The organism is Pseudomonas abietaniphila (assembly GCF_900100795.1).
In the GTDB taxonomy this organism is placed as follows: Bacteria; Pseudomonadota; Gammaproteobacteria; order Pseudomonadales; family Pseudomonadaceae; genus Aquipseudomonas; species Aquipseudomonas abietaniphila.
The window spans coordinates 129,968-145,385 of the sequence record NZ_FNCO01000018.1 but is presented as its reverse complement, the minus strand read 5'-3'; the positions used below and the strand labels follow the sequence as shown (position 1 = coordinate 145,385).

Here is a 15,418-nt window from a genome sequence, read left to right as displayed (position 1 = left end):
TCCTCGCTGCTTACTTCGTCCAACTCGTTGATTATCAAGGAGTTTTCCGTTTCTTCTGCGCCGGAAGTGGGGCGAATTATAGAGACATTCAGAGGGGCGTCAACACTTAATTTGAAGTTTCTATCAAAAAGCCAAAACCTCATGAAAATCAGTCAGTTCCTTCTGTTTATATAGGGATCCGCTTTCGCGGCCTCCTATAGAGAAGAGACCTAGAGCACTCCCGCTTCACGCAACGCCATCACTGCGTCGTCCGAAAGCCCCAGAACACCGGTCAAGACCTCCAGCGTATGCTCGCCCAGCAATGGAGGCGCTCGACGATACTCCACCGGTGTCTGCGACAACCTGATGGGGCTGGCAACCTGTGGCACCGTTCCGCCGAGCGCATGAGGCAGCTCGACTTTCAAGCCCCGCGCCTGGACATGGGGATCGGCAAATACCTGAGCGACATCATTGATCGGGCCGCATGGCACGCCCGCCAACTCCAACGCTGTCACCCACTCAGCCGTAGTCTTGAAAACAGTGGCCTGACGAATCAGCGGAATCAGCTCGCCTCGATGCGCAACACGCTGCTTATTAGTAGCGAACCTTGGGTCGTCCGCCCAGTGCGACTGACCCGCGACTTCCGCGAACTTGCGAAACTGGCTGTCGTTGCCCACCGTCAGGATGAAATCACCATCTGCCGTAGGAAAGTCCTGATAGGGCACGATGTTCGGGTGAGCGTTGCCCAGCCGCCTTGGCGATACACCTGTCGTCAGGTAATTCATCGCCTGGTTCGCCAGACACGCGACCTGCACATCCAATAGCGCCATGTCGATATGCTGACCCATACCGCCCTGATCGCGGTGCGCCAACGCAGCGAGAATGGCAGACGTCGAATAAAGCCCCGTGAGGATATCGGTCAGCGCCACCCCGACCTTTACCGGCCCGGCGCCGTCCTCACCTTCAGGGCGACCGGTCAGGCTCATCAAGCCGCCCAACCCCTGAATCATGAAGTCATAACCCGCCCGCTTGGCATACGGACCCGTCTGACCAAAGCCGGTGATAGAGCAATAGATCAGCCGGGGGTTCTCTGCCTGCAGGGACTCGTAATCAAGACCGTAAGCCTTGAGCCCGCCCACCTTGAAATTCTCGATCACAATGTCGGACTTCGCGGCCAACTCCCGCACCAGCTTCTGACCTTCAGGCCGAGTGAAGTCGATGGTGACGGATTGCTTGTTCCTGTTGGCAGAAAGGTAATACGCCGCCTCGGAGGTATTCTCGCCCCAAGGATCCTTCAGGAACGGCGGCCCCCAGGCGCGGGTGTCGTCGCCATTGCCTGGGCGCTCGATCTTGATCACATCAGCGCCGAGATCGGCGAGAATCTGCCCCGCCCAAGGTCCGGCAAGAACCCTGGACAAGTCCAGCACACGCAAATGCGATAGCGCGCCCATGGCCGGCTCCTTAATAGAACGCCTGAATGCCCGTCTGCGCACGACCCAGAATCAACGCGTGAACGTCATGCGTGCCTTCGTAGGTATTCACAACTTCAAGATTGACCAGATGGCGGGCAATGCCGAACTCGTCCGAAATCCCGTTACCACCGAGCATGTCACGGGCCATCCGCGCAATGTCCAGCGACTTGCCACAGGAGTTACGCTTCATGATCGAGGTGATTTCTACCGCCGCCGTACCTTCATCTTTCATTCGGCCCAAGCGCAGGCAACCTTGCAGTGCCAGAGTGATTTCTGTCTGCATGTCGGCAAGTTTCTTCTGGATCAACTGATTGGCCGCCAAAGGCCGGCCGAATTGCTGGCGGTCCAGGGTGTACTGACGCGCGGTGTGCCAGCAGAACTCGGCTGCACCCAACGCACCCCAGGAGATGCCATAACGCGCCGAGTTCAGGCAGGTGAACGGACCTTTCAGACCTCGCACATCCGGGAAGATGTTCTCCTCTGGCACAAAGACGTTATCCATCACGATTTCGCCTGTGATGGAAGCGCGCAGGCCGACCTTGCCATGAATGGCCGGCGCGCTCAGGCCCTGCCATCCTTTCTCCAGCACGAAGCCGCGGATGTCGCCAGCATCGTCTTTCGCCCACACCACGAACACATCCGCGATCGGACTGTTGGTGATCCACATTTTGCTGCCACTTAAGCGATAACCGCCGTCGACCTTCCTGGCGCGAGTAATCATGGCGCCCGGGTCTGAGCCGTGGTTCGGCTCGGTGAGGCCAAAGCATCCAATCCACTCACCAGAGGCAAGCTTGGGGAGATACTTCTGCTTCTGCGCTTCGGTACCGAATTCATTAATCGGAACCATGACCAACGACGACTGGACGCTCATCATCGAGCGATAGCCGGAGTCGACACGCTCCACTTCGCGGGCAATCAGGCCATAGCAGACATAGTTCAAACCGCTGCCACCGTATTGCTCAGGGATCGTCGCGCCCAGCAGGCCGACCTCGCCCATTTCACGGAAAATTGCAGGATCGGTCTGCTCGTGACGGAAGGCCTCAAGAACGCGAGGCGCCAACTTGTCCTGGGCGAACTGCTCGGCGCTGTCACGAACCATGCGCTCTTCTTCAGTGAGCTGCTGATCCAGCAACAGTGGATCGATCCAATTGAAGCTTGCCTTACCGCCCATGACTGTCTCCTCGCTGAATGATGTTCTCGGACGCTGCCGAGAAAAGTCGTGGATAGATCCTAGGCGTGGATTTGTCCTACAGCAAACGAGGATTTCGCATAGTGTTGTGCTAATTTCTCACTCCGAGAACGCGCGAGCAGCGAGATTCAGAGTTTACGAGTGAGGTTGACGTACATGAGACGCAAGATTCCCAGTACTACAGCGCTGGTCAGCTTTGAAGCCGCCGCTCGTCATGAAAGCTTTACCAAGGCGGCTGAAGAACTGTCCCTCACGCAAGGTGCAATTTGCCGTCAGATTGCCAGCCTTGAAGAGTTCCTCAACGTCGAGTTATTCCGACGTTCTAGAAGAGGCGTGAAGCTGACAGAGGCAGGGCTTTCCTACAGTCGTCGCGTAGCCACCCAACTCGACGCCGTCGAGCGCGACACACTCTCCGTGATGGGCCATCAAGGCGCCAATGTGATCGAACTGGCCGTGGTCCCGACCTTCGGCACCCAATGGCTGTTACCGCGGCTCAAAGACTTCCAGCATCAGCACCCGGATGTGACGATTAACCTGACCAACCGAACCCGACCTTTTCTGTTTGCTGATACCGAGTTCGATGCAGCGATCTATTTCGGCGACGCAGACTGGCCAGGCACAGAGTCGCATCGGCTGATGAGCGAAAACCCCATGCCGGTGTGCAGCCCGGCGCTGCTCAATAACAGCAAGCAGCTCAGCGCCGGGGATCTGGCTGACATGCCGCTACTCCAACAGACCACCCGGCCTTATGCCTGGCGACAGTGGTTCAGCGCAATGGGCATAAGTGTCGCACGCGACATGACAGGTCCCAGATACGAGCTATTCTCCATGCTCGCCCAGGCGGCCATGCATGACATGGGCGTCGCGCTGATCCCGCCGTTCCTGATTCAGCGCGAGCTGTCTGAGAACCGTTTGGTCATCGCCAATCCCCATGCTTTATCGAGTCTTAAGGCGTATCACCTGATGATTCCAGAACGCAAAGTCGAGTCAGCGTCCCTGAAAGCGTTCCGAGACTGGCTGGTGCATCAGGCTGAAACATACGCAATGCCTTGATCTGTCTATCTAACCGCCATTACTGACCCTGTAGTCAGGACTTTGAAAAGCCTACAGATATCTTGATATGTCGCATTTAAGAAACACTTGTGTTCTTTATCAAAAACAGGCTGTAAGCGTTATGTGACGGGGCTTACAGGCTGATTAGCCACCATTCTCGTGATAGATAGAAAAAAAATTTCCAACACCTCATATTCAGCTACAGACCATAACCTACAAGGCCTGTAGCGTTTTGTTGCGTCAAACGGTCACAGGGTGACTTGTAGTTAAAGAGATGTCGCGTTACAGAATTCCTTGATGCCCCCTTCTGACACCTGCAAAATGCCGCGCCCCGCCTTGTCTTGCGGGGACATGGTGATCGCTGCCCCAGACGCGCCATCCGCAGTGCGCTGGCCTATTTTTAAAAGATAAAAAGATCACGCAGGAGATTTGACGTGCACATTGGTGTCCCTCTCGAAACCCAGTCCGGTGAAACTCGGGTTGCTGCAACGCCGGAAACCATCAAGAAGCTCATTGGCCAGGGTCATAAGGTCTCCGTCCAGTCAGGCGCCGGCATTACCGCCAGTGTCACGGACAGCGCCTATGAAGCGGCCGGTGCTTCGATTGGCAGCGCCGCCGATGCCTTCGGCGCCGAGCTGATCCTCAAAGTCGTCGCACCCAGCGACAGCGAACTGGCTCTGATCAAGACCGGGACGGTTGTCATCGGGATGCTTAACCCCTTCAACAACGAGATCATCGCCAAGATGGCCGAATGCGGGATCACCGCATTTGCCCTCGAAGCGGCCCCGCGCACCTCTCGCGCACAAAGCCTCGACGTGCTGTCTTCGCAAGCCAACATTGCCGGTTACAAATCGGTGCTGCTGGCCGCGCATCACTATCCGCGCTTCATGCCGATGCTGATGACTGCTGCCGGCACGGTGAAGGCTGCTCGCGTGCTGATTCTCGGAGCGGGCGTTGCCGGCCTGCAAGCCATCGCCACGGCCAAACGTCTGGGCGCCGTGATCGAGGCTTCCGACGTTCGTCCTGCGGTGAAAGAACAGATCGAGTCGCTGGGCGCCAAGTTCGTCGATGTGCCGTACGAAACGGATGAAGAGCGCGAAGCAGCGGTCGGTGTTGGCGGTTACGCGCGCCCGATGCCTGCCAGCTGGATGCAGCGCCAGGCTGTGGCCGTTCACGAACGCGCCAAGCAGGCGGACATCGTGATCACCACCGCGCTGATTCCGGGCCGCAAGGCGCCGGTCTTGCTGAGCGCAGAAACGGTGTCGCAGATGAAACCGGGCTCGGTGGTCATCGACCTTGCGGCAGCCCAAGGCGGCAACTGCCCGCTGACCGTGGCTGACCAGGTAGTGATCGAGCATGGCGTGACCATCGTCGGTCATACCAACCTGCCCGCATTGGTTGCTGCCGATGCTTCTGCTCTTTATGCACGCAACCTGCTGGACTTCCTGAAGCTGGTCTTTACCAAGGAAGGACAGTTCGAGATCAACCTCGAAGACGACATCGTCGCCGCGTGCCTGATGTGCCGCGACGGCCAGATCGTCCGCAAGAACGGCTGAGGATAAAAACAATGGAAGACATGCTGATCTCTCACGGCGTCTACAACCTGATCATCTTCGTGCTGGCGATTTACGTCGGTTACCACGTGGTCTGGAACGTCACCCCTGCCTTGCACACGCCTTTGATGGCCGTGACAAACGCCATCTCGGCCATCGTGATTGTTGGCGCCATGCTGGCTGCCGCACTGACCGTGACGCCGCTGGGCAAAACCATGGGCACGCTGGCTGTCGCTCTGGCCGCCGTCAACGTGTTCGGTGGCTTTCTGGTCACCCGCCGCATGCTGGAAATGTTCAAGAAGAAGGCTGCTCCTGTTAAAAGCACAGCCAAAACTGAGGTGCCGAAGTAATGAGCATGAACCTCGTCACCCTGTTGTACCTCGTTTCGGCGATCTGTTTTATTCAGGCCCTTAAAGGCCTGTCGCACCCGACGACTTCCCGTCGCGGCAACCTGTTCGGCATGCTCGGCATGGCGCTTGCTGTCCTGACCACGATCGGCCTGGTGTTCAAACTCGCTGCACTGTCCACTGACGGCGCCAGCGCGGGCATCGGCTACATCATCGTGGGCTTGCTGGTTGGCGGCACGGCCGGGTCGATCATGGCCAAGCGCGTCGAGATGACCAAAATGCCGGAGCTGGTCGCCTTCATGCACAGCATGATCGGTCTGGCCGCGGTGTTCATTGCGATTGCCGCTGTGGTTGAACCGCAGTCGCTGGGCATCGTGGCGCACCTGGGCGATTCGATCCCGACCGGCAACCGTCTGGAGCTGTTCCTGGGTGCCGCCATCGGTGCGATCACCTTCTCGGGTTCGGTCATCGCCTTCGGCAAGCTGTCCGGCAAGTACAAGTTCCGCCTGTTTCAGGGCGCGCCGGTACAGTTCGCAGGTCAGCACAAGCTCAACCTGCTCCTGGGCCTGGCCACGCTGTTCTTCGGCCTGACGTTCATGTTCACCGGCAGCCTGTTCGCCTTCAGCATCATGCTGATCCTGGCGTTCGTCATCGGCGTGCTGCTGATTATCCCGATTGGCGGCGCGGACATGCCCGTGGTTGTGTCGATGCTCAACAGCTATTCGGGCTGGGCGGCGGCCGGTATCGGCTTCTCGCTGAACAACTCGATGCTGATCATCGCAGGCTCTCTGGTAGGTTCCTCCGGCGCGATCCTGTCGTACATCATGTGCAAGGCCATGAACCGCTCGTTCTTCAACGTGATCGGCGGTGGTTTCGGCGGCGCGGCGGATGTAGGCGCAGCGGCAGGCTCGAAAGAAGCACGCCCGGTCAAATCCGGGTCGGCTGACGACGCCACCTTCCTGCTGACCAATGCCGACACCGTGATCATCGTACCGGGCTATGGCCTGGCGGTGGCTCGTGCCCAGCATGCCCTCAAGGAACTCACCGAAAAGCTGACCCATCGTGGCGTGACTGTGAAGTACGCGATTCACCCGGTCGCCGGTCGTATGCCAGGCCATATGAACGTCCTGCTGGCTGAGGCCGAGGTGCCTTACGATCAGGTGTTCGAGATGGAAGACATCAACTCCGAGTTCGGCCAGGCCGACGTGGTGCTGGTGCTCGGCGCCAACGACGTGGTCAACCCGGCGGCGAAGAACGATCCGAAGTCGCCGATCGCCGGCATGCCGATTCTGGAAGCCTTCAAGGCCAAGACGATCATCGTCAACAAACGCTCGATGGCCAGCGGCTATGCCGGCCTGGACAACGAGCTGTTCTACCTCGACAAGACCATGATGGTTTTCGGCGACGCCAAGAAAGTCATCGAAGACATGGTCAAAGCGGTCGAATAACCGCTTTAGCCCGCGACACATCAAACCCTCGGCGCATCGATCGGCCGAGGGTTTTTTACATTCGGTGTAACAGTGTTTTGTTCTGAAACCCGCTAATTAGAGCCCTCTCATGCGACCTTGGTCGTGGGACGAGAAAAAGGCAAATCTCTAGACTTGGTCGCTCGCATCCTCGTCCCGAGATAAACAAACATGCACCGTGAACGTATCCGCCTGCCGTCTTTGATGAGCAAAGTAATGAGCGCGGCCGACGCCGCTTCCCTGATCAAGGACGGCATGACCGTCGGCATGAGTGGTTTCACCCGTGCCGGCGAAGCCAAGGCCGTGCCCAAGGCGCTGGCGGAACGCGCCAAGGCTCACCCGCTGAAAATCAGCCTGATGACCGGCGCAAGTCTGGGTAACGACCTCGACAAGCAATTGACCGAAGCCGGCGTGCTGTCCCGTCGTATGCCGTTTCAGGTCGACAACACGCTGCGCAAGGCAATCAACGACGGTTCGGTGATGTTCATCGACCAGCACCTGTCCGACACCGTCGAGCAACTGCGCAATCGTCAGATCAAATCCGTCGACATCGCCGTCATCGAGTGCGTGGCGATTACCGAGGAAGGTCATCTGGTGTTGAGCACGTCCGTGGGCAACTCGGCCAGCTTCGCCATTCTGGCCGAGCAGGTGATCGTCGAGATCAATCTGGCGCAACCGCTGGAGCTCGAAGGCCTGCATGACATCTATATACCCACGTACCGCCCGACCCGCCTGCCCATTCCGGTGCTGAAGGCTGATAGCCGCATTGGCAGCCAGGCGGTGAAGATCGACCCGGCGAAGATCGTGGGCATCGTGATCAGCGACCAGACCGACTCACCTTCAACTGTACTGCCCGCAGACAGTGAAACGCAGGCGATTGCCGGTCACTTGGTGGAGTTCTTCAAGAACGAAGTGCGGCAAAACCGCCTGACCAACCAGCTGATGCCTCTCCAGGCAGGCGTTGGAACGATCGCTAACGCGGTCATGACCGGTCTGATCGACTCGCCGTTCCACGGCATGGCGATGTACTCGGAAGTGCTTCAGGACTCGACCTTTGACCTGTTCGAGGCCGGCAAGCTGGACTTTGCCTCGGGTTGCTCGATGACGCTGTCAGAGCGCAAGCACGACGCGGTCTACAACAACCTGGAACAGTACAAACCGAAACTGTTATTGCGCCCTCAGGAAATCTCCAACCATCCTGAAGTCGTGCGCCGTCTGGGCATCATCGGCATCAACACAGCCCTTGAATTCGACCTGTACGGCAACGTCAACTCCACACACGTGGGCGGGACGCGGATGATGAACGGCATCGGAGGCTCGGGCGATTTCGCTCGCAACGCTCACCTCGCCATCTTCGTGACCAAATCCATCGCCAAAGCCGGCGCGATTTCCAGCGTAGTGCCGATGGTCAGCCACGTGGACCACACAGAGCATGATGTGGACATCCTCGTGACTGAGCAGGGGCTTGCCGATCTACGGGGCCTGGCACCTCGTGAACGCGCTCGCGTGATCATCGACAACTGTGTTCATCCCGCCTACCGCGAAGCGCTCAATGACTACTTCCGCAGAGCCTGCGCTATCGGCGGCCACACCCCGCATGTGCTGCGCGATGCACTCAGTTGGCACCTCAACCTGGAAGAAACCGGCCGCATGCTGTCGGTGTAGGAAAACAGTTCTGGATTGGCGACGACCTTTCGTCGCCACTTTCCACGCACTGCACGCCTTTTTGACAAAAACTGTATTGCTGTACCGGTCGTTTTCACCCCTGAAAATTCAAAATTCACTGTTCCGGCGCACAAAACGCACCATATTTGTGCTTACCGGTACAGTTGCCCCACGAATGAGCAAAACAGTGCCTTTGAACAGTTAACTGGAGCATCACAATACAAGTGAACTGTGTCTGGAGAGAGAGCGGCAACAAGAGGAAGATTGGCACCAATCAAGTCACTATCTAATCCCGCCACAAGCGGAAGGAAGAAGCACCATGGAACGCACCGTAAGTTCCGAACTGTTCTACGAAGAAACCGCTCAATCCGCTAAAGCCTCGTTGCCGCTGCGCATGTTCGCCAACCTGATGCTCTGGCAGCGTCGTCTGTCCAGCCGCCACCAGTTGGCCCGTCTGGATGCTCGTCTGCTGGCTGACGCCGGTATCAGCGAATCCCAGCGTTACGAAGAGCTGAGCAAGCCGTTCTGGCGCTAATTTAGCGTCCGCTGGTCCCAGGCGAAGAGCCTCTCACCAGCAACCCGAATTGTTCACACGAAGCCCGTCGCAGGAAACTGCCGACGGGCTTTGTTGTTTCCGGGTTTCGAAGATCGAGTGCGGCTATCAGCCTGATAGGTACAGTTTATTAATTTAGTCTCCCAGCAAGTACAGTTGTTGATTCACGGGCCTGTCAGGCATTTCAGGTGACGATAAAGCAGGCTCATCCTGTCAGCTGGCATTTAGCCGTGATAGTGCTGACGATCCCGGTTACGCTAGTCTTGCTTCACCCTTTACCCCATCGCCTGCGAGATAGCTTTGCTCATCGTCGGCTTTGCGCATGTGGTTACTTATTTTGTTCCTTGTGGAGTTCAAACATGTCTCGCTTTCGCCTGATGAGTGCAGCTGTACTTTTGATCGCGGCAACCGGCGCTCAGGCGTCCAGCTTCGTGGTCACCACCGACACCATCGTGCGCGCACTGGACGCGTCGTCCAACGCCACCTCCAAGATCTCCTCGTCCTTCCATGACGACAAGATCGTTCTGGCCGCGCGCGATGACGCAGCCAGCTTCGTCGCCAGCAAAGGCGAAATCCGCGGAGCTCATCTGGAGGGTGCGTTTCAGCACATCCGTGAAGTCAGCCCGAGCCTGAACGCATCGGATGCGCAGCTGGCGCAGGCCATTCTCGCAATCTGATTCAGCATCGCGACAGCTTTGGCGCCGCACGCCCCGACACCTTCACTGGCTCTGGCCGGGGCATTGCGCTAGCCTTGCCACTCGTTTCGCCAATACCGAAGACTCATGCGTTCATTGTCTCGCCTGTTGATTGCAGCGACTGCCAGCCTGATCTGCGTTACCCAGGCTCAAGCGTTCGACACAACCACACAAAGCCTGATCAAAAGCGGGTACGCCACCAGCCAGGTGACGACCGGGCCTTTCGATAACAAGCTGATACTTGCCGCCCAGGATGATGCTGCAGCGTTTATAGCCAGTGATGGCCAACTGCGAGGAGCACAGCTGGAGGCCGCGCTGATGTATCTGCGTCAAGCCCAGCCAAAACTTCATGCCAGCGACCTTGAACTGGCGCAGGCAATTCTCGTCCAATAATCACTTTTGCACCTTCTGTATTCTGGAGCCGTTCCATGCGTACCCCGTTGATTGCCGCTGCCCTCGGCCTGTTGTTGCTGACCGATGTCGCGCACGCGCAAACCTTGAAAGCCACCAGTAACATCGTTGTCCGTGCGTTGGGCCGCAGCGTGGACTTCACCTCCGACACCACGTCTTCGGTTCGCAACTGGAAAATGGTTGTGGAAGCTCAGGACGATGCCGCCAGCTACGTCGCCACGAACGGCGACATTCACGGCGCTAAACTGGACGCCGCGTTCGCCACCTTGCGTGAGCGCCTGCCAGAAGCGCGCAATGCCAGTGACCAGGATCTCGCTGAAGCCATCCTCGCACTGTGAGGCGCGTAGCCGTCTGGCTGCTGGCTTCGGCGCTGTCGCTGATCTGTACGAGCGCCTTCGCCGACTTGAGTCTGTCGCTGTACACCGACGGGCTGAGTCCTGCCCAGCAGCAAGCCAGCCAGACGCTGCTCGACGAGGCCATGGCGCATTTGCCGCCGATGTTCGTCAGCAAGCTTGATCGTAAAGTCGAAGTCCGCTGGACCGATGACATGCCGTCCAACGCCTACGGACGCGCAGACGGGCCTTACCGTCTGGACCTCAATCAACGCCTGCTGGCGGGTTTGACCGACGGCACCGCAGCCACCACCCGCACCAATCGCCCACACGGGACGGTGCGCGAAGAGATGCTCGCGACGGTGCTGCATGAGCTCACCCATATTTATGATCACGCCCAGCTTTGGTCGCCTGAAGACCGCAAGCTGATCATCGCGTGTGCGCGCCAGGGCAACAGCACCGGCAAGATCGGTCTGCGTGACAGTTGCCGAGGCCAGACCGACCGGCGCTTCACGTTGAGCGACGATCCACGCCTGCTGGACCTTGCCGGCTGGCCGCAATACGTGGGACGTCGAGGGGAGCGTGAGGAACGCAACGGTCAAGTTGCCCGCAGCCCCGATATCTACGAAATCAGCAGCCCGTTGGAGTTTGTTGCGGTGAACATGGAGTACTTCCTCCTTGATCCGGCCTATGCCTGCCGACGTCCCGCGCTCTACAACTACTACAAACAGCTGTTCAACTGGGCGCCCGCCGCCAAGGATGACTGCCCGACTTACTACCCGTACCTGAACGCCGGTAACGACTTCGCCCGTGAGCCGCTGGGCAAGCTCGACCCCGAGCGCGTGTATGAGGTTGATTACCTGTTGGCCGAAGCCAATCAGAATCTGGTGAGTCGTTGGGGCCACAGCATGCTGCGCCTGGTCATCTGCAAGCCTGGACGTCCGCGCGGCCCGGATTGCCGTCTGGATCTGGATCAGCATCTGGTGTTGTCCTATCGTGCGTTTGTGAACGACCTGCAACTGTCCAGTTGGAGCGGCCTGACAGGCGCTTATCCATCGCGCCTGTTCGTGCTGCCGCTGGGGCAGGTGATCGACGAATACACCAAAACGGAATTGCGCAGCCTGGCGTCCGTGCCGCTGAAACTGTCCCGCGAGGAAATCGACGGGCTGGTCCAGCATGCCGCCGAGATGCACTGGGCGTATGACGGCAACTATTGGTTTCTGTCCAACAACTGCGCCGTGGAAAACCTCAAGCTATTGCGCAGCGGCACTGACGACCCTCGGCTGGTGGGCCTCGACAGCATCATGCCCAACGGTTTGCTGGAAGTGCTCAAGGGCAGGGGTCTGGCGGACACCAGCGTGCTGGACAATCCCAAAAAAGCGCTGCGGCTGGGCTATCGCTTTGATTCCTACCGCGACCGCTACCAAGCGATGTTCGATGTGCTGCGCAAATCCACTGATGTGAAGGAAACCACCGTCGAAGACTGGCTGTCGCTGCCTGCGAAAGACCGACGCCCTTATTTCGCCCAGGCCGATCTGCGCACCAGCGCCGCCATGTTGCTTCTGGAGCAGGCCGCTCAACGCCGTCAGTTGCTGCTGGCGCAGGATGAGGTCAAGCAACGCTACCTCAGCGCGGTCGAGAAGAAGGACAACGGTGTGTCGAAGGCCACTGGCACGTTGCAGGACATCCTGGCCAACAGCGGCTTCCTCAGCCGCCCCGCGGAACTGTTGGGCAGTGGAGGGTACGGACTGCCGCAGCAGGGCGAATGGACACGTCTTGAAGAAGAAAGCAGCCAGCGCCAGAAACAGCTGCAGCGTCTGACCGGCGATCTGGACAAAGAGGTGAGGGCGCTGCTGGAGCCTGACCGTGCTGCCGAGATTGCCGCTACCGACGAAAATCTCAAGCAAGTGGGCGAGCATTTGCGGGCGTTGCACAAGGCGGCGGGTGGGTTGGAGTTACCTTGAATACGCAAAGCGATCTGCAGGATTGGGTTTGCTCGCGACAAGGCTTGTTCAGACACACTCATGTCGCCTGACACTCCGCGTTCGCGACCGTCGTAACCTCCGATTGCTCCTACAGGATCGGCGTCGTACCTCAGATCTGAGGCCAGCCTGCATTTGAAGAAGTGAGCTTGCTCGCGATGGGGCTGGGTCAGACACGTTCATGCCGCCTGACACTCCGCGTTCGCGACCGTCGTAACCTCCGATTGCTCCTACAGGATCCGCGTCGTATCTCAGATCTGAGGCCTGTATGCATTTATAGGAGTGAGCTGGCTCGCGATGGGGCTGGGTCAGACACGTTCATGCCGCCTGACACTGCGCGTTCGCGACCGTCGTAACCTCCGATTGCTCCTACAGGATCGGCGTCGTATCTCAGATCTGAGGCCTGCCTGCATTTGTAGGAGTGAGCTTGCTCGCGATGAGGCTGGGTCAGAAACACTCATGTCGCCTGACACTCCGCGTTCGCGACCGTCGTAACCTCCGATTGCTCCTACAGGATCGGCGTCGTATCTCAGATCTGAGGCCTGCCTGCATTTGTAGGAGTGAGCTTGCTCGCGATAAGGGTGGATCAGACACATCAATGCCGTCTGATGCGCCGCGATCGGGACCTTCGTAACCTCCGATCGCTACCCCTGCGGGCAGAAGCGACTCTGGGTGCGGCTAAACCGTTTCGCCTGGCTCGCCCGGCAGATGTTCATCCAAATGCAGCCAAGGCAATCGGTTGTCGGTCCAGATATGCCGAACGGCCGGGGCGAGCTCGGGGTGGTCGAGCGTGGCGATGGTCACGTCCATGGTCTCCGGGCTGTTGCGGCTGAAGAGCGCCGCCTGTGCCCCACAGTTACTACAGAAGAACCTTACGCAGGTCGGTCCGGAATCATAGGCCGCAGGGCTTCCGGCCAACCATTTGAATGACTCTAGAGGCACGGTGATCCAGGTCACCGCAATGCCGCCTGATGTACGCCGACAAATCGAGCAATGACAATGAGCAATGTCGCGCAAGGGCGCATCGAGTTGATAGCGCAGATTGCCGCAATGGCATCCACCGGTATGCATTTCGCTCATGGTCATTCTCCCGTTCGTGTTCAGGCTCTGACTGCGTTCCGGCGAAAATGCTTCATTGGTGCGGCAACGATCAGCGGAACGGCAGCGAAAGCTGGTTGAAAGGTAAGCGCTTTAGCATCACCTCACCGCCGGCGAAAGACCGGCCAGCCAGGACGAACGCTTTTCGACGTTCGCCGGCCCATCTACAACAACAATTCGGTGATTCTGATGCTTGCTCGTGCTCCGCTGTACCCCTCGCTCACCCCCGACTCCCTGCGCTGCTCGTCTTGAGCTGATTGCTTCGTCTCGTCCGTTTTCACGTCGCGTAACGCCTGGAGTATTTCTATGTTGACCTTCCTCGGCTTTGCCATGGTTGTCGCTTTCATGTACCTGATCATGAGCAAGCGCCTCTCCGCGCTGATTGCTCTGATCATCGTGCCGATCGTGTTTGCCTTGTTCGGCGGTTTCGCCTCCGACATCGGCCCCATGATGCTCGCCGGCATCACCAAGCTTGCGCCGACCGGCGTGATGCTGATGTTCGCCATTCTCTATTTTGCCCTGATGATCGACTCCGGCCTGTTCGACCCGGCCGTGCGCAAGATCCTCAAGCTGGTCAAAGGTGACCCGGTAAAAGTGTCGGTGGGCACCGCCGTTCTGGCCCTCGTCGTCTCACTGGACGGCGACGGCGCCACCACCTACATGATCTGCGTGGCCGCCATGCTGCCGCTGTACAGCCGCCTGGGCATGAGCCCGCGCATCATGGCCGGCCTGATCATTCTGGCGGGCGGCGTGATGAACATGACGCCATGGGGCGGCCCGACTGCCCGTGCGGCCAGTGCGTTGCATGTGGACCCTTCGGACATTTTCGTGCCGATGATTCCTGCGATGCTCGCCGGTGTGATCGCAATCCTGGTGATCGCGTACTGCTACGGCAAACGTGAGCGTGCGCGTCTGGGCGAACTGCACCTGCCGGGCGACGAAGTCGATCACAGCGAAATCAGTGTCTCGCAGTTCCCCGACGCACGCCGTCCCAAGCTGATCTGGTTTAACGCCGCACTGACGCTGGCGCTGATGGTTGCCTTGATCATGGGCCTGCTGCCGCTGCCGGTACTGTTCATGATCGCGTTCAGTATCGCCATGATCGTCAACTACCCGTGCCTGCAAGCGCAGAAAGACCGCGTCGCGGCGCACGCCGGTAGCGTACTGGCAGTGGTCGGCCTGATCTTCGCGGCGGGCATTTTCACCGGTATCCTGTCCGGCACCGGCATGGTCGATGCGATGTCAAAAAGCCTGCTGGCAGTGATTCCGGACGCGATGGGCCCGTACCTTGCGGTCATTACGGCCGTGGTCAGCATGCCGTTTACCTTTTTCATGTCCAACGATGCGTTTTACTATGGCGTGCTGCCGGTGCTGTCCGAGGCCGCATCGCACTACGGGATCAGCCCGGTGGAAATGGCACGTGCCTCGATCGTCGGTCAGCCCGTCCATCTGTTGAGCCCGCTGGTGCCGTCGACCTATTTGTTGGTCGCCCTTGCTGGCATTGAATTTGGTGATCATCAGCGCTTCACCCTCAAGTGGGCGGTGCTGGTCTGCGTATGCATCCTGGTCGCCGCACTGCTGATGGGGATATTCCCTGCGTTCAGCAGTCTATAAGGCAACTGA

The 15,418-nt window shown here is 58.7% G+C and carries 14 protein-coding genes; 11 read left to right on the top strand and 3 right to left on the bottom strand.

Translation table 11 applies throughout. The features are described 5' to 3' along the window. Positions 1 to 209 precede the first annotated feature (209 nt). Both BLS87_RS27380 and BLS87_RS27375 read right to left on the bottom strand, forming a co-directional pair. Positions 210 to 1,430 carry a CaiB/BaiF CoA transferase family protein gene (locus BLS87_RS27380; protein ID WP_074757622.1) on the bottom strand — a complete coding sequence of 407 codons (1,221 nt, stop codon included), beginning with the start codon at positions 1,428 to 1,430 and terminating at the stop codon, positions 210 to 212. A 10-nt stretch (positions 1,431 to 1,440) separates the two neighbouring features. Next, entirely contained in the window at positions 1,441 to 2,622 is a 1,182-nt protein-coding gene (locus BLS87_RS27375; RefSeq protein ID WP_074757620.1) for an acyl-CoA dehydrogenase, read from the bottom strand. Between the two features lie 174 nt (positions 2,623 to 2,796). On the opposite strand from BLS87_RS27375, the gene BLS87_RS27370 reads away from it, so the two are divergent. The 10 genes from BLS87_RS27370 to BLS87_RS27325 all read left to right on the top strand — a co-directional run bounded on the left by BLS87_RS27370 (position 2,797) and on the right by BLS87_RS27325 (position 12,679). Then, the gene (locus BLS87_RS27370) at positions 2,797 to 3,693 is read left to right on the top strand and encodes a LysR family transcriptional regulator (protein WP_074757618.1); all 897 of its coding nucleotides are present in this window, start codon (positions 2,797 to 2,799) and stop codon (positions 3,691 to 3,693) included. A 434-nt stretch (positions 3,694 to 4,127) separates the two neighbouring features. After that, positions 4,128 to 5,249, top strand: coding sequence for a Re/Si-specific NAD(P)(+) transhydrogenase subunit alpha (locus tag BLS87_RS27365; RefSeq protein ID WP_074757616.1), 1,122 nt, complete (start codon positions 4,128 to 4,130; stop codon positions 5,247 to 5,249). Between the two features lie 11 nt (positions 5,250 to 5,260). Next, positions 5,261 to 5,596: an NAD(P) transhydrogenase subunit alpha part 2 gene (locus tag BLS87_RS27360; RefSeq protein WP_074757614.1), complete on the top strand. Its 336-nt coding sequence runs from the start codon at positions 5,261 to 5,263 to the stop codon at positions 5,594 to 5,596. Further along, positions 5,596 to 7,041: an NAD(P)(+) transhydrogenase (Re/Si-specific) subunit beta gene (locus tag BLS87_RS27355; protein ID WP_074757613.1), complete on the top strand. Its 1,446-nt coding sequence runs from the start codon at positions 5,596 to 5,598 to the stop codon at positions 7,039 to 7,041. Before BLS87_RS27360 ends, BLS87_RS27355 begins: the two co-directional genes overlap by 1 nt. 189 nt (positions 7,042 to 7,230) lie before the next feature. Continuing rightward, positions 7,231 to 8,724 (top strand): acetyl-CoA hydrolase/transferase family protein, encoded by a 1,494-nt coding sequence (locus BLS87_RS27350; protein WP_074757611.1) that lies wholly within the window; start codon positions 7,231 to 7,233, stop codon positions 8,722 to 8,724. A gap of 319 nt (positions 8,725 to 9,043) precedes the next feature. After that, entirely contained in the window at positions 9,044 to 9,259 is a 216-nt protein-coding gene (locus BLS87_RS27345) for a DUF1127 domain-containing protein (protein WP_062386508.1), read from the top strand. A gap of 377 nt (positions 9,260 to 9,636) precedes the next feature. Then, positions 9,637 to 9,954 (top strand): DUF2388 domain-containing protein, encoded by a 318-nt coding sequence (locus BLS87_RS27340; protein WP_074757609.1) that lies wholly within the window; start codon positions 9,637 to 9,639, stop codon positions 9,952 to 9,954. 105 nt (positions 9,955 to 10,059) lie between these two features. Next, entirely contained in the window at positions 10,060 to 10,365 is a 306-nt protein-coding gene (locus BLS87_RS27335) for a DUF2388 domain-containing protein (protein ID WP_074757607.1), read from the top strand. Between the two features lie 35 nt (positions 10,366 to 10,400). Next, entirely contained in the window at positions 10,401 to 10,721 is a 321-nt protein-coding gene (locus BLS87_RS27330) for a DUF2388 domain-containing protein (protein WP_074757605.1), read from the top strand. Further along, positions 10,718 to 12,679, top strand: coding sequence for a DUF7844 domain-containing protein (locus tag BLS87_RS27325; protein ID WP_074757603.1), 1,962 nt, complete (start codon positions 10,718 to 10,720; stop codon positions 12,677 to 12,679). The genes BLS87_RS27330 and BLS87_RS27325 overlap by 4 nt, the downstream gene beginning before the upstream one ends. A gap of 696 nt (positions 12,680 to 13,375) precedes the next feature. Here BLS87_RS27325 and BLS87_RS27320 read toward each other — a convergent pair. Beyond that, positions 13,376 to 13,777, bottom strand: coding sequence for a GFA family protein (locus BLS87_RS27320; protein ID WP_074757634.1), 402 nt, complete (start codon positions 13,775 to 13,777; stop codon positions 13,376 to 13,378). Positions 13,778 to 14,101: 324 nt separating this feature from the next. Between BLS87_RS27320 and BLS87_RS27315 the strand changes: the two genes are divergently transcribed. Next, entirely contained in the window at positions 14,102 to 15,409 is a 1,308-nt protein-coding gene (locus tag BLS87_RS27315; protein ID WP_074757601.1) for a CitMHS family transporter, read from the top strand. The last annotated feature ends 9 nt before the right edge of the window (positions 15,410 to 15,418 follow it).

Excerpts from the sequence above, each read along its gene's own strand:
- BLS87_RS27355 (WP_074757613.1), top strand. The coding sequence starts at position 5,596 with ATGAGCATGAACCTCGTCACCCTGTTGTACCTCGTTTCGGCGATCTGT.
- BLS87_RS27380 (WP_074757622.1), bottom strand. The coding sequence starts at position 1,430 with ATGGGCGCGCTATCGCATTTGCGTGTGCTGGACTTGTCCAGGGTTCTT.
- BLS87_RS27315 (WP_074757601.1), top strand. The coding sequence starts at position 14,102 with ATGTTGACCTTCCTCGGCTTTGCCATGGTTGTCGCTTTCATGTACCTG.
- BLS87_RS27375 (WP_074757620.1), bottom strand. The coding sequence starts at position 2,622 with ATGGGCGGTAAGGCAAGCTTCAATTGGATCGATCCACTGTTGCTGGAT.
- BLS87_RS27360 (WP_074757614.1), top strand. The coding sequence starts at position 5,261 with ATGGAAGACATGCTGATCTCTCACGGCGTCTACAACCTGATCATCTTC.
- BLS87_RS27350 (WP_074757611.1), top strand. The coding sequence starts at position 7,231 with ATGCACCGTGAACGTATCCGCCTGCCGTCTTTGATGAGCAAAGTAATG.
- BLS87_RS27335 (WP_074757607.1), top strand. The coding sequence starts at position 10,060 with ATGCGTTCATTGTCTCGCCTGTTGATTGCAGCGACTGCCAGCCTGATC.
- BLS87_RS27330 (WP_074757605.1), top strand. The coding sequence starts at position 10,401 with ATGCGTACCCCGTTGATTGCCGCTGCCCTCGGCCTGTTGTTGCTGACC.
- BLS87_RS27345 (WP_062386508.1), top strand. The coding sequence starts at position 9,044 with ATGGAACGCACCGTAAGTTCCGAACTGTTCTACGAAGAAACCGCTCAA.
- BLS87_RS27340 (WP_074757609.1), top strand. The coding sequence starts at position 9,637 with ATGTCTCGCTTTCGCCTGATGAGTGCAGCTGTACTTTTGATCGCGGCA.
- BLS87_RS27320 (WP_074757634.1), bottom strand. The coding sequence starts at position 13,777 with ATGAGCGAAATGCATACCGGTGGATGCCATTGCGGCAATCTGCGCTAT.
- BLS87_RS27370 (WP_074757618.1), top strand. The coding sequence starts at position 2,797 with ATGAGACGCAAGATTCCCAGTACTACAGCGCTGGTCAGCTTTGAAGCC.